The 15,771-nt window shown below is 51.4% G+C and carries 14 protein-coding genes and 1 pseudogene; 5 read left to right on the top strand and 10 right to left on the bottom strand.

Annotated elements, in window-relative coordinates:
• The first annotated feature begins 821 nt into the window (after nt 1–821).
• Both trhO and JCM25146_RS13765 read left to right on the top strand, forming a co-directional pair.
• A pseudogene (trhO, locus tag JCM25146_RS19585) lies at nt 822–1,837 on the top strand (oxygen-dependent tRNA uridine(34) hydroxylase TrhO).
• Between the two features lie 164 nt (nt 1,838–2,001).
• Nucleotides 2,002–2,529 carry a hypothetical protein gene (locus JCM25146_RS13765; protein WP_025828731.1) on the top strand — a complete coding sequence of 176 codons (528 nt, stop codon included), beginning with the start codon at nt 2,002–2,004 and terminating at the stop codon, nt 2,527–2,529.
• Nucleotides 2,530–2,587: 58 nt separating this feature from the next.
• Here the strand turns inward: JCM25146_RS13765 and JCM25146_RS13760 are convergent, their stop codons facing one another.
• The 6 genes from JCM25146_RS13760 to JCM25146_RS13740 form a co-directional block, all read right to left on the bottom strand.
• Nucleotides 2,588–2,977, bottom strand: a complete 390-nt coding sequence (locus JCM25146_RS13760) for a tautomerase family protein (protein WP_025828728.1) — start codon at nt 2,975–2,977, stop codon at nt 2,588–2,590.
• 189 nt (nt 2,978–3,166) lie between these two features.
• Complete coding sequence (locus JCM25146_RS24655; RefSeq protein ID WP_199897759.1) at nt 3,167–3,592, bottom strand: hypothetical protein; 426 nt, start codon at nt 3,590–3,592, stop codon at nt 3,167–3,169.
• Nucleotides 3,556–4,167, bottom strand: coding sequence for an ornithine cyclodeaminase family protein (locus tag JCM25146_RS24650; RefSeq protein WP_199897758.1), 612 nt, complete (start codon nt 4,165–4,167; stop codon nt 3,556–3,558). The genes JCM25146_RS24655 and JCM25146_RS24650 overlap by 37 nt, the downstream gene beginning before the upstream one ends.
• Before the next feature lie 58 nt (nt 4,168–4,225).
• On the bottom strand, nt 4,226–5,767 hold the full coding sequence (locus JCM25146_RS13750) for an HAL/PAL/TAL family ammonia-lyase (RefSeq protein WP_081774882.1): 1,542 nt from the start codon (nt 5,765–5,767) through the stop codon (nt 4,226–4,228).
• The gene (locus tag JCM25146_RS13745) at nt 5,767–8,112 is read right to left on the bottom strand and encodes a TonB-dependent receptor (protein ID WP_025828723.1); all 2,346 of its coding nucleotides are present in this window, start codon (nt 8,110–8,112) and stop codon (nt 5,767–5,769) included. The genes JCM25146_RS13750 and JCM25146_RS13745 overlap by 1 nt, the downstream gene beginning before the upstream one ends.
• 58 nt (nt 8,113–8,170) lie before the next feature.
• A complete protein-coding gene (locus JCM25146_RS13740) occupies nt 8,171–9,388 on the bottom strand; it encodes a LysR family transcriptional regulator (RefSeq protein ID WP_025828721.1) in 1,218 nt (405 codons plus the stop codon).
• Between JCM25146_RS13740 and JCM25146_RS22575 the strand changes: the two genes are divergently transcribed.
• Nucleotides 9,387–9,584, top strand: a complete 198-nt coding sequence (locus JCM25146_RS22575) for a hypothetical protein (protein ID WP_159102000.1) — start codon at nt 9,387–9,389, stop codon at nt 9,582–9,584. The two genes, JCM25146_RS13740 and JCM25146_RS22575, sit on opposite strands and share 2 nt — an antisense overlap.
• Before the next feature lie 31 nt (nt 9,585–9,615).
• Here JCM25146_RS22575 and JCM25146_RS13735 read toward each other — a convergent pair whose 3' ends face one another.
• Nucleotides 9,616–10,440 (bottom strand): phosphate/phosphite/phosphonate ABC transporter substrate-binding protein, encoded by an 825-nt coding sequence (locus tag JCM25146_RS13735; RefSeq protein WP_025828719.1) that lies wholly within the window; start codon nt 10,438–10,440, stop codon nt 9,616–9,618.
• Complete coding sequence (locus JCM25146_RS13730; protein WP_025828717.1) at nt 10,437–11,375, bottom strand: fatty acid desaturase; 939 nt, start codon at nt 11,373–11,375, stop codon at nt 10,437–10,439. The genes JCM25146_RS13735 and JCM25146_RS13730 overlap by 4 nt, the downstream gene beginning before the upstream one ends.
• Before the next feature lie 131 nt (nt 11,376–11,506).
• Between JCM25146_RS13730 and JCM25146_RS13725 the strand changes: the two genes are divergently transcribed.
• Both JCM25146_RS13725 and JCM25146_RS13720 read left to right on the top strand, forming a co-directional pair.
• Nucleotides 11,507–12,346, top strand: coding sequence for a helix-turn-helix domain-containing protein (locus tag JCM25146_RS13725; RefSeq protein ID WP_025828715.1), 840 nt, complete (start codon nt 11,507–11,509; stop codon nt 12,344–12,346).
• Between the two features lie 131 nt (nt 12,347–12,477).
• On the top strand, nt 12,478–13,683 hold the full coding sequence (locus JCM25146_RS13720; RefSeq protein WP_369347515.1) for an MFS transporter: 1,206 nt from the start codon (nt 12,478–12,480) through the stop codon (nt 13,681–13,683).
• Nucleotides 13,684–13,964: 281 nt separating this feature from the next.
• Here JCM25146_RS13720 and JCM25146_RS22570 read toward each other — a convergent pair whose 3' ends face one another.
• Together JCM25146_RS22570 and JCM25146_RS13700 are read right to left on the bottom strand one after the other, a co-directional pair.
• Complete coding sequence (locus JCM25146_RS22570; RefSeq protein WP_159101999.1) at nt 13,965–14,108, bottom strand: hypothetical protein; 144 nt, start codon at nt 14,106–14,108, stop codon at nt 13,965–13,967.
• Nucleotides 14,109–14,480: 372 nt separating this feature from the next.
• The gene (locus JCM25146_RS13700) at nt 14,481–15,494 is read right to left on the bottom strand and encodes an adenosine deaminase (protein ID WP_025828709.1); all 1,014 of its coding nucleotides are present in this window, start codon (nt 15,492–15,494) and stop codon (nt 14,481–14,483) included.
• Between the last annotated feature and the right edge of the window lie 277 nt (nt 15,495–15,771).

Raw genomic sequence — 15,771 nt, 5'->3', positions numbered from 1 at the left:
AGAAATCAGACCCCATATGCCCAGCACGTGCAGTAAAAGAACAACAATAAAAGCGCCAGCTACAACAGCCGTACCGACCTCCAGATCATACCGCTGAGCTTTCTTCCCTTGCTGTTCAGGCTCATTTGTCATGTCAGTTCTTCTTTATCATAACCAGCCACAAGCATCTTCTGCCTCTTCAGCTATCTTAAAAACCCGCAGGAAACAGGGAGCTTGCCCGAGCAGGATTACGTTCAAAAAACAAAAAAGCAGGAAAACAGGGTATCTTTTTCATAAACACGTATCCTTCCAGAACCTTACAAAACCCGGATCAACCAATGTTTGCAAAACACCAAAGCCTGTATTTTCCCATTCCAAACGTGAAATAAAAAAACAACAGACTACTCTGTGTTCCTGCCCTTTCCTTACAAACCTGACTGTTGCCGTTAAAAGCGGTGCATATTGAATGGATTGAATCACTCGTTCCATTTTCAGAATAAGGACAGGGTTTGAAGCCTGTCAACATCATTCCGCATCCGTTATATATTGAGTCATGCCATATTATGAAAGATTACACTTTATTTACCTGAAAATAGGAAAAAAACCGCTTTCTACCGCCAATCTGCCCGCACCAAAGCAATAAAAAACGTAGCAAAAAATACTTGAAAATACTTGTCGGAAGGGGAGTTCGCCAGCTAAAGCAGAGGCCTGCCTGTCAGGCGGTTTGCTGCATTTTATCAGCACAGTGCACTGGCAGAGCCCGGACCGCCTTCATCCTTTGCAAGGAACATACCGTGACTGCCCGTTCTGCTGCCCCGCATACTGCTGACAACCCCGCCGATATGCCTATCTGTGTGGCGGCCCTTTACCGCTTTACCGGTTTTGAAAATCCCCCGGCCATACGTGCTCCATTGCTGGCTACCTGTGAAGAAAACGGCGTAAAAGGCATTCTGCTGCTGGCGGGGGAAGGCATTAACGGCACTATTGCAGGCACGGATGCAGGTATAGAGGCCGTGCTGACCCACATACGCCAGCTCCCCGGCTGTGCGGACATTGTTGTCAAGTTTTCCCGCGCACCTTCCATGCCGTTCCTGCGCATGAAGGTCCGCCTGAAAAAAGAAATTGTCACCATGGGGGTGGAAGGCACAGACCCCAACCACATTGTGGGCACCTACGTTGCCCCCAAGGACTGGAACGCCCTGCTCGAACACCCTGACACCATTCTGATCGACACCCGCAATGATTACGAAGTGGCCGTTGGCACGTTTGAAGGGGCTGTGGACCCGAAAATAAAAACCTTTCGTGAATTCCCGATTGGTTCCGCCAAAAACGGGACCAATTACTTGCACAGGGGCGCACACCCCGTGTGGCCATGTTCTGCACCGGTGGCATCCGTTGTGAAAAATCAACAGCGTTTGCCAAGGCCGAAGGACTGGAGGACGTTTACCACCTTGAGGGAGGTATTCTGAAATATCTGGAAACCATTCCACAGGAGGAAAGCCTGTGGCGTGGGGAATGCTTTGTCTTCGACCAGCGCGTTACAGTGGGCCATGGGCTCAAGCCCGGCAATCTGGAACTATGCCACGCCTGCCGTGCCCCCCTGTCCCCACAGGACAAGACCTCCCCCCAATACGAGGCAGGTGTAAGCTGCCCCCACTGCCACGGCACGCAAAGTGCGGTCAACCGCGCACGCCATGCCGAGCGTGAACGCCAGACACAACTGGCAGCACAAAAGGGAGAAGCCCATCTGGGCATGAATATGGCGCAAGAACGCGCCCGCAAACGCAAGCTGCGTGAAGAAGAAGTTCAACGCCAGCAGACCCTGCGCCAGAATGTTCTGGACCGCCTGCAAGACTAAAATCCACAAACGCCCAAACCCGCAGCATGCTGCCCTTTATGCCCTGCCGCCATGGCAGGGTTTGCAGGGCCTTTTAAAGGGCTAGCCAACGGGCTGCCCCCTGCTCTATAGCGGACACGCGAGCAATTCCTGCAGACAAGCGGCGCATACTGCCGGGGACATGGATGAACATACACTGCGCATGGTGCGAACGGGACATACACGACAAGGCCCATGCCCCCTACTGCTCCGCACGTTGCGAAAAAAAAGCCAGTAAAGCGCTGGCGGCAATCAGCACACCACAAACCGCCGTACAGCGCGAAACACGGATTATCCGTGGCACACTTGTAAGCCTTGTGGCCTTTATAGCGCTCACGCTGAGCCTGCGCATTCTTGCAGGGGCTCCACCGCCACCGGAGACACCTGACCTGCCGCAGCTAACCTCCTCCCCCACTGCAGACGAAGGCAGCGCTCCCTACAAGGCAGGCCAACTTGCACGCACGCAATGGAACCGTTGGCTAAGCGGGCAGCATGCCGAGCGGCGTAAAGGGGCTCTTTACTGGCTTAACGCTGTGGCAGGCCAGCATGCAAAACAATGCGATGGCACGGTGGAGTTCGCTCTTGGCTGTTTTGATGCCCACCGCCACATGAGCAGCATTGAGACACAGCTTGCCATAAGCCCCGCCTTCCGTGCCGGGTGGGATAATCCCTGACTGGACTGGTGCAGCCAGATGCATCAAAACGGCTCTGACTGCACCAGACAGGAAGACTTTACAACTCGCCCGTTACAAACTGGGCGCGGCCAAGCCCAAAACTCCAGTGTTCATCCGAATTCTGCACAATAGACACGACAAGATCGGATGGTGCCAGACCGCAATGCTCCTGCAAGCGTTCTGCCAGCAGCTTGTAAAATGCGGTTATCTGCTCCTTGGAGCGTGGGCGGGAGGTGATCTGTAACAGCACGACCTGATCGGTCCGGGGAATACCAAGCCCTGTATCTTCTATTACCATGTGTGCGGGGTCATGTTCCGAGACAATCTGGTAACGATCACGCGCAGGCACCTTGAAGGCCTCAAGCATGGCGTCATGCGCCGTATCCAGCAGCTTGCGGAGTGCTTCTGGCTTACGACCTTTGATGACATGAAAATGAAGTAGAGGCATTGGATATTCCCGTAGTTGACTTGAATGATTGTAAAACGAATTTTTCAATCATTGGTTGCGCGAACCCTCTGCTCCCTACAAAAGCATGGCCCCACACCGCCCGCCCAATCAACAAACAAGGACCAGCCACACTTACTTTTTTATGCCCATCATGTGGTCGCACTGTTTTTTGGGCACGCAGCGTATTTTTTAGAACTGCAGCTTCTGGCCAACACCAAGTCTGGTTGCCTTGTTCAGCAGAGCGGCACCCAGTGCAATATCGGTAATGCTCAACCCACGGTGCCAGAACAGGATTGTCTCACTATCATTTTCCCGCCCAGGTAATTTTCCCCCGACAATATCACACAACTCTGCATATAGAGTTTCACGCGTGATCTTCCCCTGATCCACGTGCTGGCGCAGAGCACCGTATGGACGGCCCGGACCGCACTGCCCCCAGTCATCCACCACCACTTTATCGATCACGTCAGTCAAGCTGAGTTCGAGTGCGCTCATGGTACCGTATGGAATAATCAATGCGCCCTTGCGAACCCACTCGGTTTTCAGGAGTGGTGCTGGCTCTGGCAGCCGACTGGCCTCTACCAGAATATCCGCCCCGTCCAGACAGGCTCCCACGTTGTTGTGACAGTCACCTTTTTACCCAGATCCTGCTCCAGCCGCTGTGCAAAGGCCTCCCGGCTTTCTGCCCTGCGGGAATGCACACGGATTTCCTCAAAATCAAAGAGATGATCAAGGAGTCTGATATTCCAATATGCCGTTCCGCGTGTACCAATATGGCCAAGTATACGGCTATTTCTGGGAGCCAGAAAACGCGCGCCCAGTGCGGTCATCGCGCCTGTGCGCATGTCTGTAATCCGTGTTGCGTCAATAATAGCTTTGGGCATGCCAGTCACGGGGTCAAACAGATTGAGCACCGCCATTTCGGACGGCAGATTCTGTTTGTAATTGTCTACAAAGTCACCAACAATTTTAACACCCGCCAGACCAAGGGGCTGAATAACACCACGCAGGACATTAAAATGACCTTTGTCAGAACTCTCGGGCACAAGATGCACGCGTGGTTCAACCACTGTCTGCCCATGGGACTGCGCGGCAAGAGCGCCAGACACAGCCTCCATGATCTCGTGGTCCGTGAGGGAAAGACGGGCGACATCTGCACCATTAAGATAGTTGATTTGGACATCAGTCATGTTTTTACTTTTCCTGAAAAACTCTTTGCCATCCTGCACCAACAGGAAGCAGAATTACCTAGAGGTTATCAGCCAGAATGCTGAAGTCTGCCAAAAAATCCGAGCGTTCTATGGCCTGCACAAGAAGGGCAATGTTATCCGCCACTGGCTGTTCCAGCGGCAAGCGGGGGCATAAGGGCGCCAGCCTGTCCATCAACGCCTGAGTGCCACACCCCAGACGTACAGGGGGGCGCAGGGCAATGGCCCGCGCTGCTACCATGATTTCTATGGCAGTCAGTTCATACATACGCGCAATCAGACGCTGCCCACGACATAGGGCAGGAAAGAGCAGAGAAGCATAATCCTCGACCCGCTCAGCAACGGGTATAACCACGGGGGACAGAGGCGTTGCATCATGCACAATCTCCGCCACCAGTGCCGCAACCGTTTTTTGTACGGGTGCAAAACCTGTGCCATCTCCGCCCGATTCAGCCAGAAAGCGTGGCAGACCAGACACTGAGGGAGACATCATCTTCATGACCCGCTCCCCGGTTGCCGCAGCAACTCTGGCAAGGGCCTGATGCAGGGCATCCACCGCAACCGCCACATACGTTGGGTCAAAGTTCCCGTTCGGGATAATGCTGCCTGTTTCCGCCACAACGGCCGGGTTGTCATCGCTGGAAGACAATTCAAGGTTAACGGCACGCTGCGCCTGTCGCAGACTTTCCAGCGCAGCCCCTGCGATGGATGCAGCACTGCGGAAGCTGATCGGGTCCTGCAACCGGCGCGCAGATCCCTCCTGCTGCAAGCCCCCCCCATCCAGCAAACCAAGGAGAGCATGACTGACCTCCGCCTGCCCTGCAGCGGGGCGCAACTGCACACTCTGCGGCTGAAAAGGGGAGAGGTTTGCGCAAAACCCCTCGCATGACATAGCAAACGCAGCAATATGCGCACGCATAAGTCTGCGGATACTGCCAAGATTAAGGCAGGCCAGCCCAATGGATGCAGAATTAGAGGAGATAAGGGCAAGCCCGTCTTTGGGGCCCAGAACAGGCAACGACAGCCCCACCTGGGCAAACGCCTCAGCCCCAGAGACCCTGCCCCTCCCTGCTACGCTGGCATGGCCCTTGCCAGTAAGAAGACTGGCAATATGGGCCATTGGTGCCAGATCTCCCTCACTCAAGGCACCAACACACGGGACGACCGGCGTAATATGGTTATTAAGCATATCAACCAGCGCCGTTGCTACGGCAGGAGAAATACCCGAACGTCCCAGTGCCAGCCGTGCCAGCCTTACAGCCACCATGGCACGGACCTGTGCGTCAGTCGCAGTTGGCCCTGTGCCACTCGCACGTGCCCAGAGCACATCGTGCTGCTGTGCATGCGCCGCTCCTGGCTGGCGCGGTATGTCCACGTTGGCTCCAAGCCCGGTACTGACGCCATAAATCGTTGTACCCGCAGCAATATGCTGCAACAGGCAGGCATGACCTGCCTCTATAGCCGCCAGTGCCTGCGTTGATAGCAGAACCCGATCCCCGGCCAGCGCAATACGTTCGATATCAGCAATAGCAGTTTGACCGGGCACCAGAAGAACACTCGGGCTATTAGAATAGTCTGCCATTAGAACGCCGTGCTAATTGTGCCAAAGAACTGTCTGGGCGCACCCATGAGGAAATAATTGTAACCTGTGTTAACAAAATTATTCCCCAGTTCGTTGGTAGTGGCAATATACGTCTTGTTGGCTAGGTTATAGATGTTGAAGCTGGCATTAATGCCTTTAAACGGCCCCGCATCGCCAAAATTATACCGCGCGCCAAAATTCATTAAAAAATAGCCCGGCACATGCAGGTCATTTGTGTACGTCAGTTCCCGCCGCGAAATATAGGATCCGTCTACATGCAAGTTAAGGTCGCCCAGTTGATAGGCAATATTGGCTTTATACATGAACTGCGGATAATTGGGGACCAGCTTGCCACGGGTCGCCTGCAGGCCATTGGAGGTAACAACGTTCTGGTCATAAGTCGAATGGGCGTACGAAAACGAATTATAGATTGATAACCCATGCACGGGCCGCAGCGTAATGCTGGCCTCTGCCCCGTTGGTTGTAACACCGCCAACATTCTGCACTGCGGTAATCGGATTGATGCCCGCCGAGTTTGTAATCAACTGCAAACGATTAGAAAAATTGATCCGGTAAAGTGAAGCCAACGCACTGATATACTGTGAACTAAAACGGTATCCACCTTCATAAACCCAGTCTGTCTCCGGTCGCAGGTTTTTCTTGGTTTCCTGAAACGAGGCCTGAGAGGCTGTCCACGGGCTTGCCGAAATATTGGTAGCAAACCCATCTTCCGGGAAAGAGCGCATATTATGTGACACATCAAAAAATAGTTCATGATGTGGCAGAAAACGCCAGTTGGCCGAAATCTGGGGCAAAAAGGCATTGGAGGCTTCAAGATGCCCTTGGGCAATAGGTTTGCCGTTAATTGCCTGATCCTGCGCCAGAACGCTGTTACCAGCATTGACAATCATGGATTTAAAACCAGCATTGATTTTGAGCGTATCTGTCACACGGTAGGTATCTTGCATGTGAAAAACAAATGTGTTGGACGAAAACGCTTCATGCCATGCAGTTGCGAATATCTTGTCCCCCGGAAAACCGTTTGTGGGGTTACCAAGCGTGCCCTGCCCCAGAAGGGGCGCTTGCGAAAAATAACGACCTGTTTCAAAGTTTCCGTATTCATACCAGACGCCGGCATTCAGCGTGTGCCGTGCGACTTTCCATGTTACAGCACTTTCAAACCCGCCACGCGCAACCTGTGGCTGCTGCACCCGCTGCGACAGGGGCGCTCCATTGGGCGAGGCTTTATAGGGTGTTGTCCATGTGCTGTACCCTGTATCCGCATGCCCATAAAGGGTGGTTTTCCAATTCAGGTTTGACGTCAGGTTTTCATCCAGCGTAATCCCGCCTAGGTAATCCACCCTATTGGCTGTCCCTGCATAATAAGCGGCATCCTTGGGATCGTTGGTCTTGCTGATCTGCGCAGGATAAGTTCCCTGCGCTGCCTGATAGGCCGCAGTATAATCAGGATAATAATTGGACAGGTTTGACCCTGCGGTAGAAAGCCAGTTTTTGGTCATGTCCTGATAGTCAAACTGCTGGGTCGAGCTCCAGTCAAAAAAGACCTTGAGCGATGACTCCCGCGCCAAAGGCTGAACGAGTTTGGCATTGACCTGATCGGAATGATCGTAACCTTGCCCTTTCCACAAATCCCCGTTCAGACGGGCATAGGAAACGGAAAAACGCGTGCCAGATTCATTAAGGTCTCCACTATCCAGCCGTGCGAATGTCCGAAACGTCGCATTACTCCCGAATGTCTGGGATACAGCACCGCCGCGCTTGTGTGACGGGTCCATGGAATGGATTTCCACCGCTCCCCCCAGATTGCTCGTTGAAGCAACATCAATCCCCCCTGCTCCCTGAGAGACATTCACACTGCCAATATTATCGGAAATAATAGCGCGTGTAACGCCAAGTCCATTGTAGTTATTGAACTGCTGATCGCCCAGAGGCACATCATCCAGTGTAAACCCAAGCTGGGACTGGCTGAAGCCACGCATGAATATCTGACTGGAATATTCATACACACCAAAGGGATCAGCAGACTGGTATAAAACGCCCGGCAGTTCGTTCAGCACCTTGAGCGCAGACGTTCCGGGAACACTCTGCTGCATGCTGGCACGACCAATGGACATTGTCTGGCGGGTAGACCCATGCCCAAAAACGGCAATAGATTCTACATTGTCTGCAGCATTTTTCTTTTTTCCATCATTTTTTTCTGCGTGTTTTTCCGGATCACTTTTAATAACCGCTGGTGCCGTATTGCTTTGTGCATAAACAAACAACGGAGACCCGATACCGCTCAGGAGGGTTGATACCGTTAAAAAAATACGTGTCTTGACCATAGTGTTTTTCTTTCGTGGGCATAGATGGGTTCTAGAGTTCAATGGAAGGCATGCGCTCTTAACAACATCGCGAACCCGAGCGGACTTCCTGCAATGCCGATGTCAGACGGCTAATGACATCCATATTGCGATAATCGCGCCGCCATAGCAGGCGGGTTGTGCGCGAAAATCGCCTAGGCAACTGTTTGGAAAAAACATTGTGGTATTCAAACGACCCGGCTGGCAGAATGGCACAGCAAATGTTGTCTTCCACAAGCCGAAGCATAAGAGACATGGATTGTGTTTCCAGCACAGCGCGTGGTCTCACGGCTGCACTCTCCAGATACGCATCTGTAAGAGAGCGCATTCCGGTGCCAAAGCTTGGCAGCGCCATGGTGCTCGCAGCTATAATGCGCGCCGGATCATCATTTAAGGAAATTTTCTGATCCGTTTTTCCAAAAACCAGAAAAATCGGCGATGTTTCAAAATCAAGAAAATCCAATGTTGCAGGCACATCAATAACATCTGCCAAGCCAACATCGTAGGTTTTATCAAGCAGGCCCGCAACAATGGCTGGCACCACAATTGTTGTGATGCTCAGGGACGGTTGATAAGCACGGTTGTGCCAAAGCGGAATAAGACCGGCCAGCAGGGAGGCCAAAGCACTTTTACTGCTCGATGGAATCATTGCTGCAAACTTAAGGTCCTTTACCGCGCGGGAATATCCAAGGCTAAGGTTCCGTCTCAGACGATCAAAAAAAAGCGCCGTAGTCTGGCATATGTCCTTGAGTGGCCGCGCAGCAGCAGTCAGCTGCATGCCTGTATGCGTTCTCTCAAAAAGCTGAAAGCCCATAACAGACTCAAACTTGCCAATCTGGCGTGAGAGTGCTGGCTGTGTAACCGCAAGCCCTTTTGCCGCGGCGGAAATACTGCCCGCATCACACACACGCAGGAAGTAAGAGATCATTCTAAACGTTATGCCCGACTGCCTTATTGTCTGCAGGTCCTGCTGGCTTAACTCTGCGCTTCCCTCTCTATCCGCAGAAGATATAAGACTCAGGCAGGACTGAAGAAAAAACACTGACGTGCGATGAAAACTTTCGCCATATGCTGTTGTTGTGGGCACAGCCTCCCGGCCATGGGCATTCCGCAGCAACAAGGGAACCCCCGCGCTCTGCTCAAGCGCATAGACGGCATGGTTTATGGTTGTTGGGCTAACGCTCAACTCCATAGCCGCATCATGCACGGAATGATTGCGAACGAGGCTTACAAAATAGATCAGGGTCGATACTTCCATGCCTGCCTCGGTTCCAGCGACGTACTTACGTATGAGAGATGGCGGTTGCGGCGGAACGCCGCCATACACGCGCAATATCATCATTTTAAGTGTTATTTATTTAACAACACTTACGTTTCGTTTATTAAAGCAAATTACGTTTTTCTTTGATAATAAAAAATCAAGGAAAGCATACCGCATGCCCGATAAAGCATGACCGGCGTGCTGCAGCACGGGGCACGCAAAGGTTACACATAATAATCATACCGAATGGGGAGCATAATAGTCCGCGCCACCGCAGCAACCGTTCGGCGAAGCGCACTGTGCACGTGGCGCGAACAAACAAATGGCAACCCCATAGATGGCCTTGTCCAGCCTATAACCTGTAGGCGATCAGCCGTTATGGGGTCTGCCCGGCGGAACAAGGCCCATGTCCGGCAATCAATTGCGGCAATGTCCGCACTGCCGTTAGCAACATGCATGATGGAGGCAAGGTGGCTCCCCGTTACGGTTGTTCTGGAGCAGACATCCAGAGAGGCTCCCACTCCCTGCAAATCACGGACAACAGACAGATAACCGGACTGCGACACGCGGTCGTTAAACACAAAGTGCTGCCCAGTCATGGCCTGAACACTATTGAAAGAAGAGGTTGGCAAGGCATCCCATGCGTTATGGTGCCCACGTAGCACCACAAGTGCACTGCGATAAAAATACCCCTGCCCGCCCGTCAGTCCATCGTAGCTGTTCTGCGCAACAACATGCACAAATTCGTCCAAACCATGCTGTAATGGTCCCCAGCATGTTTCCCCAAACAACAAGGCCGGGTGCCGCCACAAAACCGAAAGGTCCAATTCATCCGGGGGTAAAGATGCAGGATCTGGCGCAATCAGGCGCCCTGCGGCATCCCGTATCCCTCCCGGCACGGGCAGAAGATCGGCATTGCGACGGACAAGTGCATCTGGTGCGGGCACGCCGTTTTGGCGCAAAGCATCGCGCAACTGAAGCCATGTTGCATCCAGCGCACCACGCTCCTGCAGTTGGTCATACATTGTCATGCTGGCAACAAATTTCATGACTGGTGTTTTTCCCCAGACGTTTGTTGCGCAGGGTGCAGCAGCGGTTCCTTGGCGCGCAGTAAATACTGCCAAAGAATTGCGCGATACCCCTTAAAAACATACCCATGGTTCAAAGTCAGCCACGCAGTCCGGTCTGCATAGTATAGCTTGCGCATCCTAAACCACGGCTGGCCAGGGTAACGATGATGAACACTATGCAGGTTATTAAAGAGGAATAGAAAAGAAAGCAGTGAACCCTCTACAATAATGGTTCTGCCTCCCGTTGCGTCATGCCAGCGATGCTCACAAAAGGAGCGCATGCCAATAAGAGATGTCCCAATGTATGCAGGGCCAAGAGCGTAAAGCCAGAATGACATATGGAAGCCACGCGTCACAATGATCGCAACGATCAGAATGGACATAGCGTGAATAACCCATGCCAGCGCCACCCCCCGGTTACCCGCAGCAATACGGCGCATATCCGTAATAAAAAATCGTACACTCCCCAACAACGGCCCCAGCAACAAACGTCCCAGAAGAGTCTGGTTTATACTGAGCAAAAACCGATAGACACGTCCCAGCTTTGCCCAGTCATTTCCGTCCCAATAATAACTTTCAGGGTCAGCATGAGGGTCTGTCAGGCGTTCATCATCATGATGTTGCAAATGGGTTTCGCGGTAGCGCCGGTAAGGGTAAGCCAGCCCCAGCGGCAACCCGAGCAGCACCTCATTGCATAGAGCAGATGGCGTTGGATGCGTATGAATGGCCTCATGCTGCAAAGAAGAATGGAATGCGACAACAATCGCCAACCCGACCAATGCAGCCCATGGGGCTACAGGATAAAGCCAATACCCCAAGGACCACCAACTGCCGTAACAGAACACAATGGCAAGCCATGTGGGCCATTCTGGCAAGGATGCCCGGATAAAAGCCTGCCAACCCGAATTAAACATATTTTTATGTGTATTTGTTGCGCGTTCCATAAAATACATATTCTTACGCAAAAAATATCTTTTCAATGAGTGTTATGTAAAATATGTTTACAAATGTCACGTTATACACGATTTAAAATGGTTAAATAGGCATGGATAAACGTCTGATATCCGTCACCTTCCAGCAGCGCGTGCTTTCCCTTATTCAGGCGTCTGGCAAAAGTCGCTCGGCATTTGCAGAAGGTATTGGCATTGACCGCTCAGCACTGAGCCAGTTACTTACAGCAGACGCAGTACGCCTGCCACGCGCCGATACGCTTGCACGCATTGCGTTGCAGTATGGCGTTTCGGTTGACTGGTTGCTCGGAATTGCACAGACAGCCGCTCCAAGCCACTCCAGCCGTACAGAAATGGCCGAGAATTCAGAATATTATAATATTCCACTGCTGACACAATGGCATGATGAAGCGCGTGAGCTAAAAATACGTTATATACCACACCATTTACCTGACATTCTTTGCCTTCAGGATGTCGTTGCGTGGGAACTGGGAGCGCGCCATTACGATCAGACGACAATCCAGAGCATTACCAGCAACCTTGGTTATAACCGTAGAACAAGCTCCGATATGGAGATATGCCTGCCAACTCAGGCCATTATCAGCCTAAGCGAAGGTACATTTCCGTGGAATGGATTATCACTGGCCATGCGGCGGGCCCAGATCGAACATATGATCACACGCGTGGCAGAACTCTATCCCTCACTACGCATATTTCTGTTTGACGAGCGCCTCTACCATTCTGTCCCGTACACAATCTTTGGCAGCCTACGCGCTGCAATTTATGCAGGCAGCCAGTATATTGTTTTCAATGATCAGGACACTGTTTTGCAAATGCAGACCCATTTTGATGGGTTGATCCGTAAATCTTCCGTTCAACCGCATGAAATATCCAACTGGCTGCAACAAATACTCTCCACCATGCCCAGCTTATAAACCCGCATCAACCTCCCGTTCAGGCTGATTTGTACACATAATCATCGTCTTTAAACTCTTGTAATTCGTTAGGTGCGCATGTCCATGACAACAGGTAAAACCGCACAAAAAAACAAGTATGGACACGGCACATTGTCCTGTTTTTTCTGATTATAGCGGGATGTGTCAGTTACATGGACAGGACAGCTCTGGCCATAGTCAATACTGACATAGCAAGAGAATTCGGGCTTTCCTACACATCCTTGGGGCTTGTCCTATCATCCTTTGCGACCATTTACATGGTCTGTCAGATCCCTGCAGGACTGGCTGCTGACCGCATAAAGGCCCGTCCTCTGCTGACTGGCTGTCTGGTAGTTTGGGGCTTGGCCCAACTTCTTACAGCTTGGGCGAGCAATGCTGGCACTCTGGTCGGGGCGCGCTGCCTTCTGGCGTTAGGTGAGGCACCACTGTTTCTGGTTGGGACCAAAATCATAACCGCTTGGTACAATAGTGCAGAACGCGCTGTGCCGATCGGCCTGTTCAACGCCTCTTCTTCTCTGGGGCAAGTGCTGGCGCCAGCGCTGCTGGGCCTTATTGCGCACCAGTTTGGCTGGCGCTCCATGTTTTGTACCTTGGGCGGGCTTTGCATCCTTCTTGGTCTTGCGTGGGGTATGTTTTACCAAAAGTCCCCCACGCCAGAACATGAGCCCGTCGCCAAACCCCAACAAACCGCCAGACAGGAACTGACTTTTCTCCTTGCTCAGCGTGTTAGTTGGGTGCTGGCTATCGGTTGTGCCAGTATTATTTATCTGCAATGGCTCTATTCCGCATGGTTGCCGACATACTTCCAGACTGTCCGGCACCTGAATGCCGCACAGGCTGGCTTTCTTTCTTCCATTCCGCAGTTAGCGGGATTTTTTGGCAGCCTCAGTGGCGGTGTTATTATCAAACTCCTTGGAAAAAGTGGTTATACGCCCTCGCGCGCCTGCTATCAGCCGCTCATTATAGGTCTTCTTATTGCCGCCGTAGCAACAGCCGCCGTACCATTGTGCCCCACCACATTTCTGTCTTTGGTCAGTATGGCAATAGCCCTGTTCGCCACCGGCATTGCCATGACGGGAAGCTGGACACTCGGCACAATCGTTGTTGCCGAAGAATCAATTGCCACCATGGAAGCCATCCAGAATGTAGGCGGATCACTCGGAGGAGCGCTGTCACCTTTACTGACCGGTTTTATCATCCAGCATACCGGCTCATTCACACTCGCCATGGAAGCAGGAAGCATGATCACTTTTGTCTGCGCCTGCATTTATATTGGTGGAGCACGCCTAAAAACAGAACGGCCACAGACTTTGTAGCCTACCGACAACCTACGACATATAAGGAATTCGGCGCCCAACATCCGCGCAACTTAATATTACATGCAGCTTTCTGCAACCTGTTAGAATGACTCCACAAAAGCAGATTAAAACAACAGACAATTTCACAAAAATCCCACTTCAAACCTTACCTGCCATAAAGTCACTAAAGAGTTTATTGGTTGTAGAGAGTGCCAGAAGACGATGTGGCCTACTCCGTGCTGTCCCACGACGGAAAGAACCGACGAGGGTGGCATCACCGGCATCATGCAGCATTTCAATCACCCAGATTGCATATCCTGATAATTCCAGATCCGCTCCAGACAGGTATCAGAATAGGCAGCAAGACCTGCGCTATTTCCATCCTGCACAAAATCGCACACAGCACAGACAAAGGTTTTGGCATCACTAATCGTCAGATTCATGCCGCGTGCACTGGTTAGGGTAACAAGATGGGCAGGCACACCGTGCGCCTGCCCCTGACGGCTCTTGTGCAGCGCCTTAATACCCGGCTGAATGACATTGAGAATAAAGCTGCCGACTTCCGGATATTCACGCCCTGATAGTCAGCATAAGGTGGGAAAATTTCAGTGAAATAATCCGCCCGGTAATGCCTGAAACTTTATAAAAATGTCAGACAAGAGTTATATCGGCATTTTCTCAACTGGCACCATATTTCCAGAAATTGAAATCTGGATATGGCATTATGTGGGAGGAGCGGCTCCTCCCACAACGCTTCATACTATGAGCCCTTTGAATAAAGGATCACCATTATTTAGGTGAACTCAATATAAAAATTATTGGTTTTTCAAGAATGAATCCAGTTTTTTAAGATTCTCTGTAATTTCCTCATCATCAAGAAAAGAGCCTAGAAAGCTATTACGAGCCAGAGCCGCCAATGCTGTACGAGATAACCCCCGTGCAGCAGCCACTGCCCGATAATTTTCGCCGATATACCCTCCAAAATATGCTGGATCATCTGAATTGATCGTTGCCCGCAACCCGTTAGCCAACATACGATCCAGTGGGTGGTCTGACAGATCATCCACAACACGTAACTTATGATTGGAGAGAGGACAGACTGTAAGCGTCATTGCCTCACGAGCCAGACGGGTCATCAAATGGGCATCTTCGAGTGCACGGTTGCCATGGTCGAGCCGGTCAATATGCAACAAATCAAGTGCCTGATGAACATAGTCAGGCGGTCCTTCCTCCCCTGCATGTGCAACACGTTTGAGCCCGGCATCACCTGCGGCAGAAAAAACACGTGCAAACTTGGCGGGCGGGTGTCCCATTTCAGAAGAATCAAGCCCAACACCTGCAATACGGTCAAACCAAGGTTCCGCCGTCTTGAATGTTTTGAATGCCGCATTTTCATCGAGATGCCGGAGAAAGCACAGAATAAGTTTTGAGCTGATATGATGTTTGGTTTTTGCCTCCGCCATACCGGCAAGTAAACCATTGATGACCACATCAAAAGGTATGCCACGATCGGTATGCGTTTGCGGATCAAAAAATATCTCGGCATGCGTGACACCATCTTGAGCAGCACGGTCAAAATAGGCAATGGCAAGGTCCCGAAAATCTTCCTCTTCAATCAGAACATTTGCACCTGCATAATAAATATCGAGAAAATCCTGAAGATTATTAAAATTGTAGGCAGAACGAACGTCATCAACTGTGCGAAAAGGAATATCTACTTTGTTCCTGTGCGCCATATCAAACATCATCTCCGGTTCAAGGCTGCCTTCAATATGCAGGTGCAGTTCCGCCTTGGGTAAACCTTTGATAAATTGGAAAATATCGGTCATTTTGCCTCTCCTCTGATACATATGCGCTGAACAATGAGACAAATTGCTTGCGATACGGGTCTCTACGGTAGCCAGCTTAAGTGTGACGGATAACAATACCCACGTTTTTAACGATAAACAGGTTGAGGCCCTCTGTCGCCACCATAATGGTCTTTGCTGACTGAGAATGACCGGTTTATTCTAGACCGAAGTATAAACTCACAGTGTATGCTAGCAGATTCAGAGAGATAAGTAGCAAGCATTACCAGCAAAGGCTCCGAGGTACAGTCCGACCATG

Origin of the sequence: Acetobacter okinawensis JCM 25146 (assembly GCF_000613865.1) — a bacterium.
Lineage (GTDB): Bacteria > Pseudomonadota > Alphaproteobacteria > Acetobacterales > Acetobacteraceae > Acetobacter > Acetobacter okinawensis.
Note: the sequence above shows the minus strand (reverse complement) of the source record. Positions and strands in the feature narration are given on the sequence as shown.

What these genes read in the sequence shown, in the direction of transcription:
- JCM25146_RS13735 (WP_025828719.1), bottom strand. Translation starts at nt 10,440, where the DNA reads ATGAAATTTGTTGCCAGCATGACAATGTATGACCAACTGCAGGAGCGT.
- JCM25146_RS13700 (WP_025828709.1), bottom strand. Translation starts at nt 15,494, where the DNA reads ATGACCGATATTTTCCAATTTATCAAAGGTTTACCCAAGGCGGAACTG.
- JCM25146_RS13725 (WP_025828715.1), top strand. Translation starts at nt 11,507, where the DNA reads ATGGATAAACGTCTGATATCCGTCACCTTCCAGCAGCGCGTGCTTTCC.
- JCM25146_RS13745 (WP_025828723.1), bottom strand. Translation starts at nt 8,112, where the DNA reads ATGGTCAAGACACGTATTTTTTTAACGGTATCAACCCTCCTGAGCGGT.
- JCM25146_RS22570 (WP_159101999.1), bottom strand. Translation starts at nt 14,108, where the DNA reads ATGAATCTGACGATTAGTGATGCCAAAACCTTTGTCTGTGCTGTGTGC.
- JCM25146_RS13730 (WP_025828717.1), bottom strand. Translation starts at nt 11,375, where the DNA reads ATGTTTAATTCGGGTTGGCAGGCTTTTATCCGGGCATCCTTGCCAGAA.
- JCM25146_RS13750 (WP_081774882.1), bottom strand. Translation starts at nt 5,767, where the DNA reads ATGGCAGACTATTCTAATAGCCCGAGTGTTCTTCTGGTGCCCGGTCAA.
- JCM25146_RS13760 (WP_025828728.1), bottom strand. Translation starts at nt 2,977, where the DNA reads ATGCCTCTACTTCATTTTCATGTCATCAAAGGTCGTAAGCCAGAAGCA.
- JCM25146_RS13765 (WP_025828731.1), top strand. Translation starts at nt 2,002, where the DNA reads ATGAACATACACTGCGCATGGTGCGAACGGGACATACACGACAAGGCC.
- JCM25146_RS24650 (WP_199897758.1), bottom strand. Translation starts at nt 4,167, where the DNA reads ATGACTGATGTCCAAATCAACTATCTTAATGGTGCAGATGTCGCCCGT.
- JCM25146_RS13740 (WP_025828721.1), bottom strand. Translation starts at nt 9,388, where the DNA reads ATGGAAGTATCGACCCTGATCTATTTTGTAAGCCTCGTTCGCAATCAT.
- JCM25146_RS22575 (WP_159102000.1), top strand. Translation starts at nt 9,387, where the DNA reads ATGCCTGCCTCGGTTCCAGCGACGTACTTACGTATGAGAGATGGCGGT.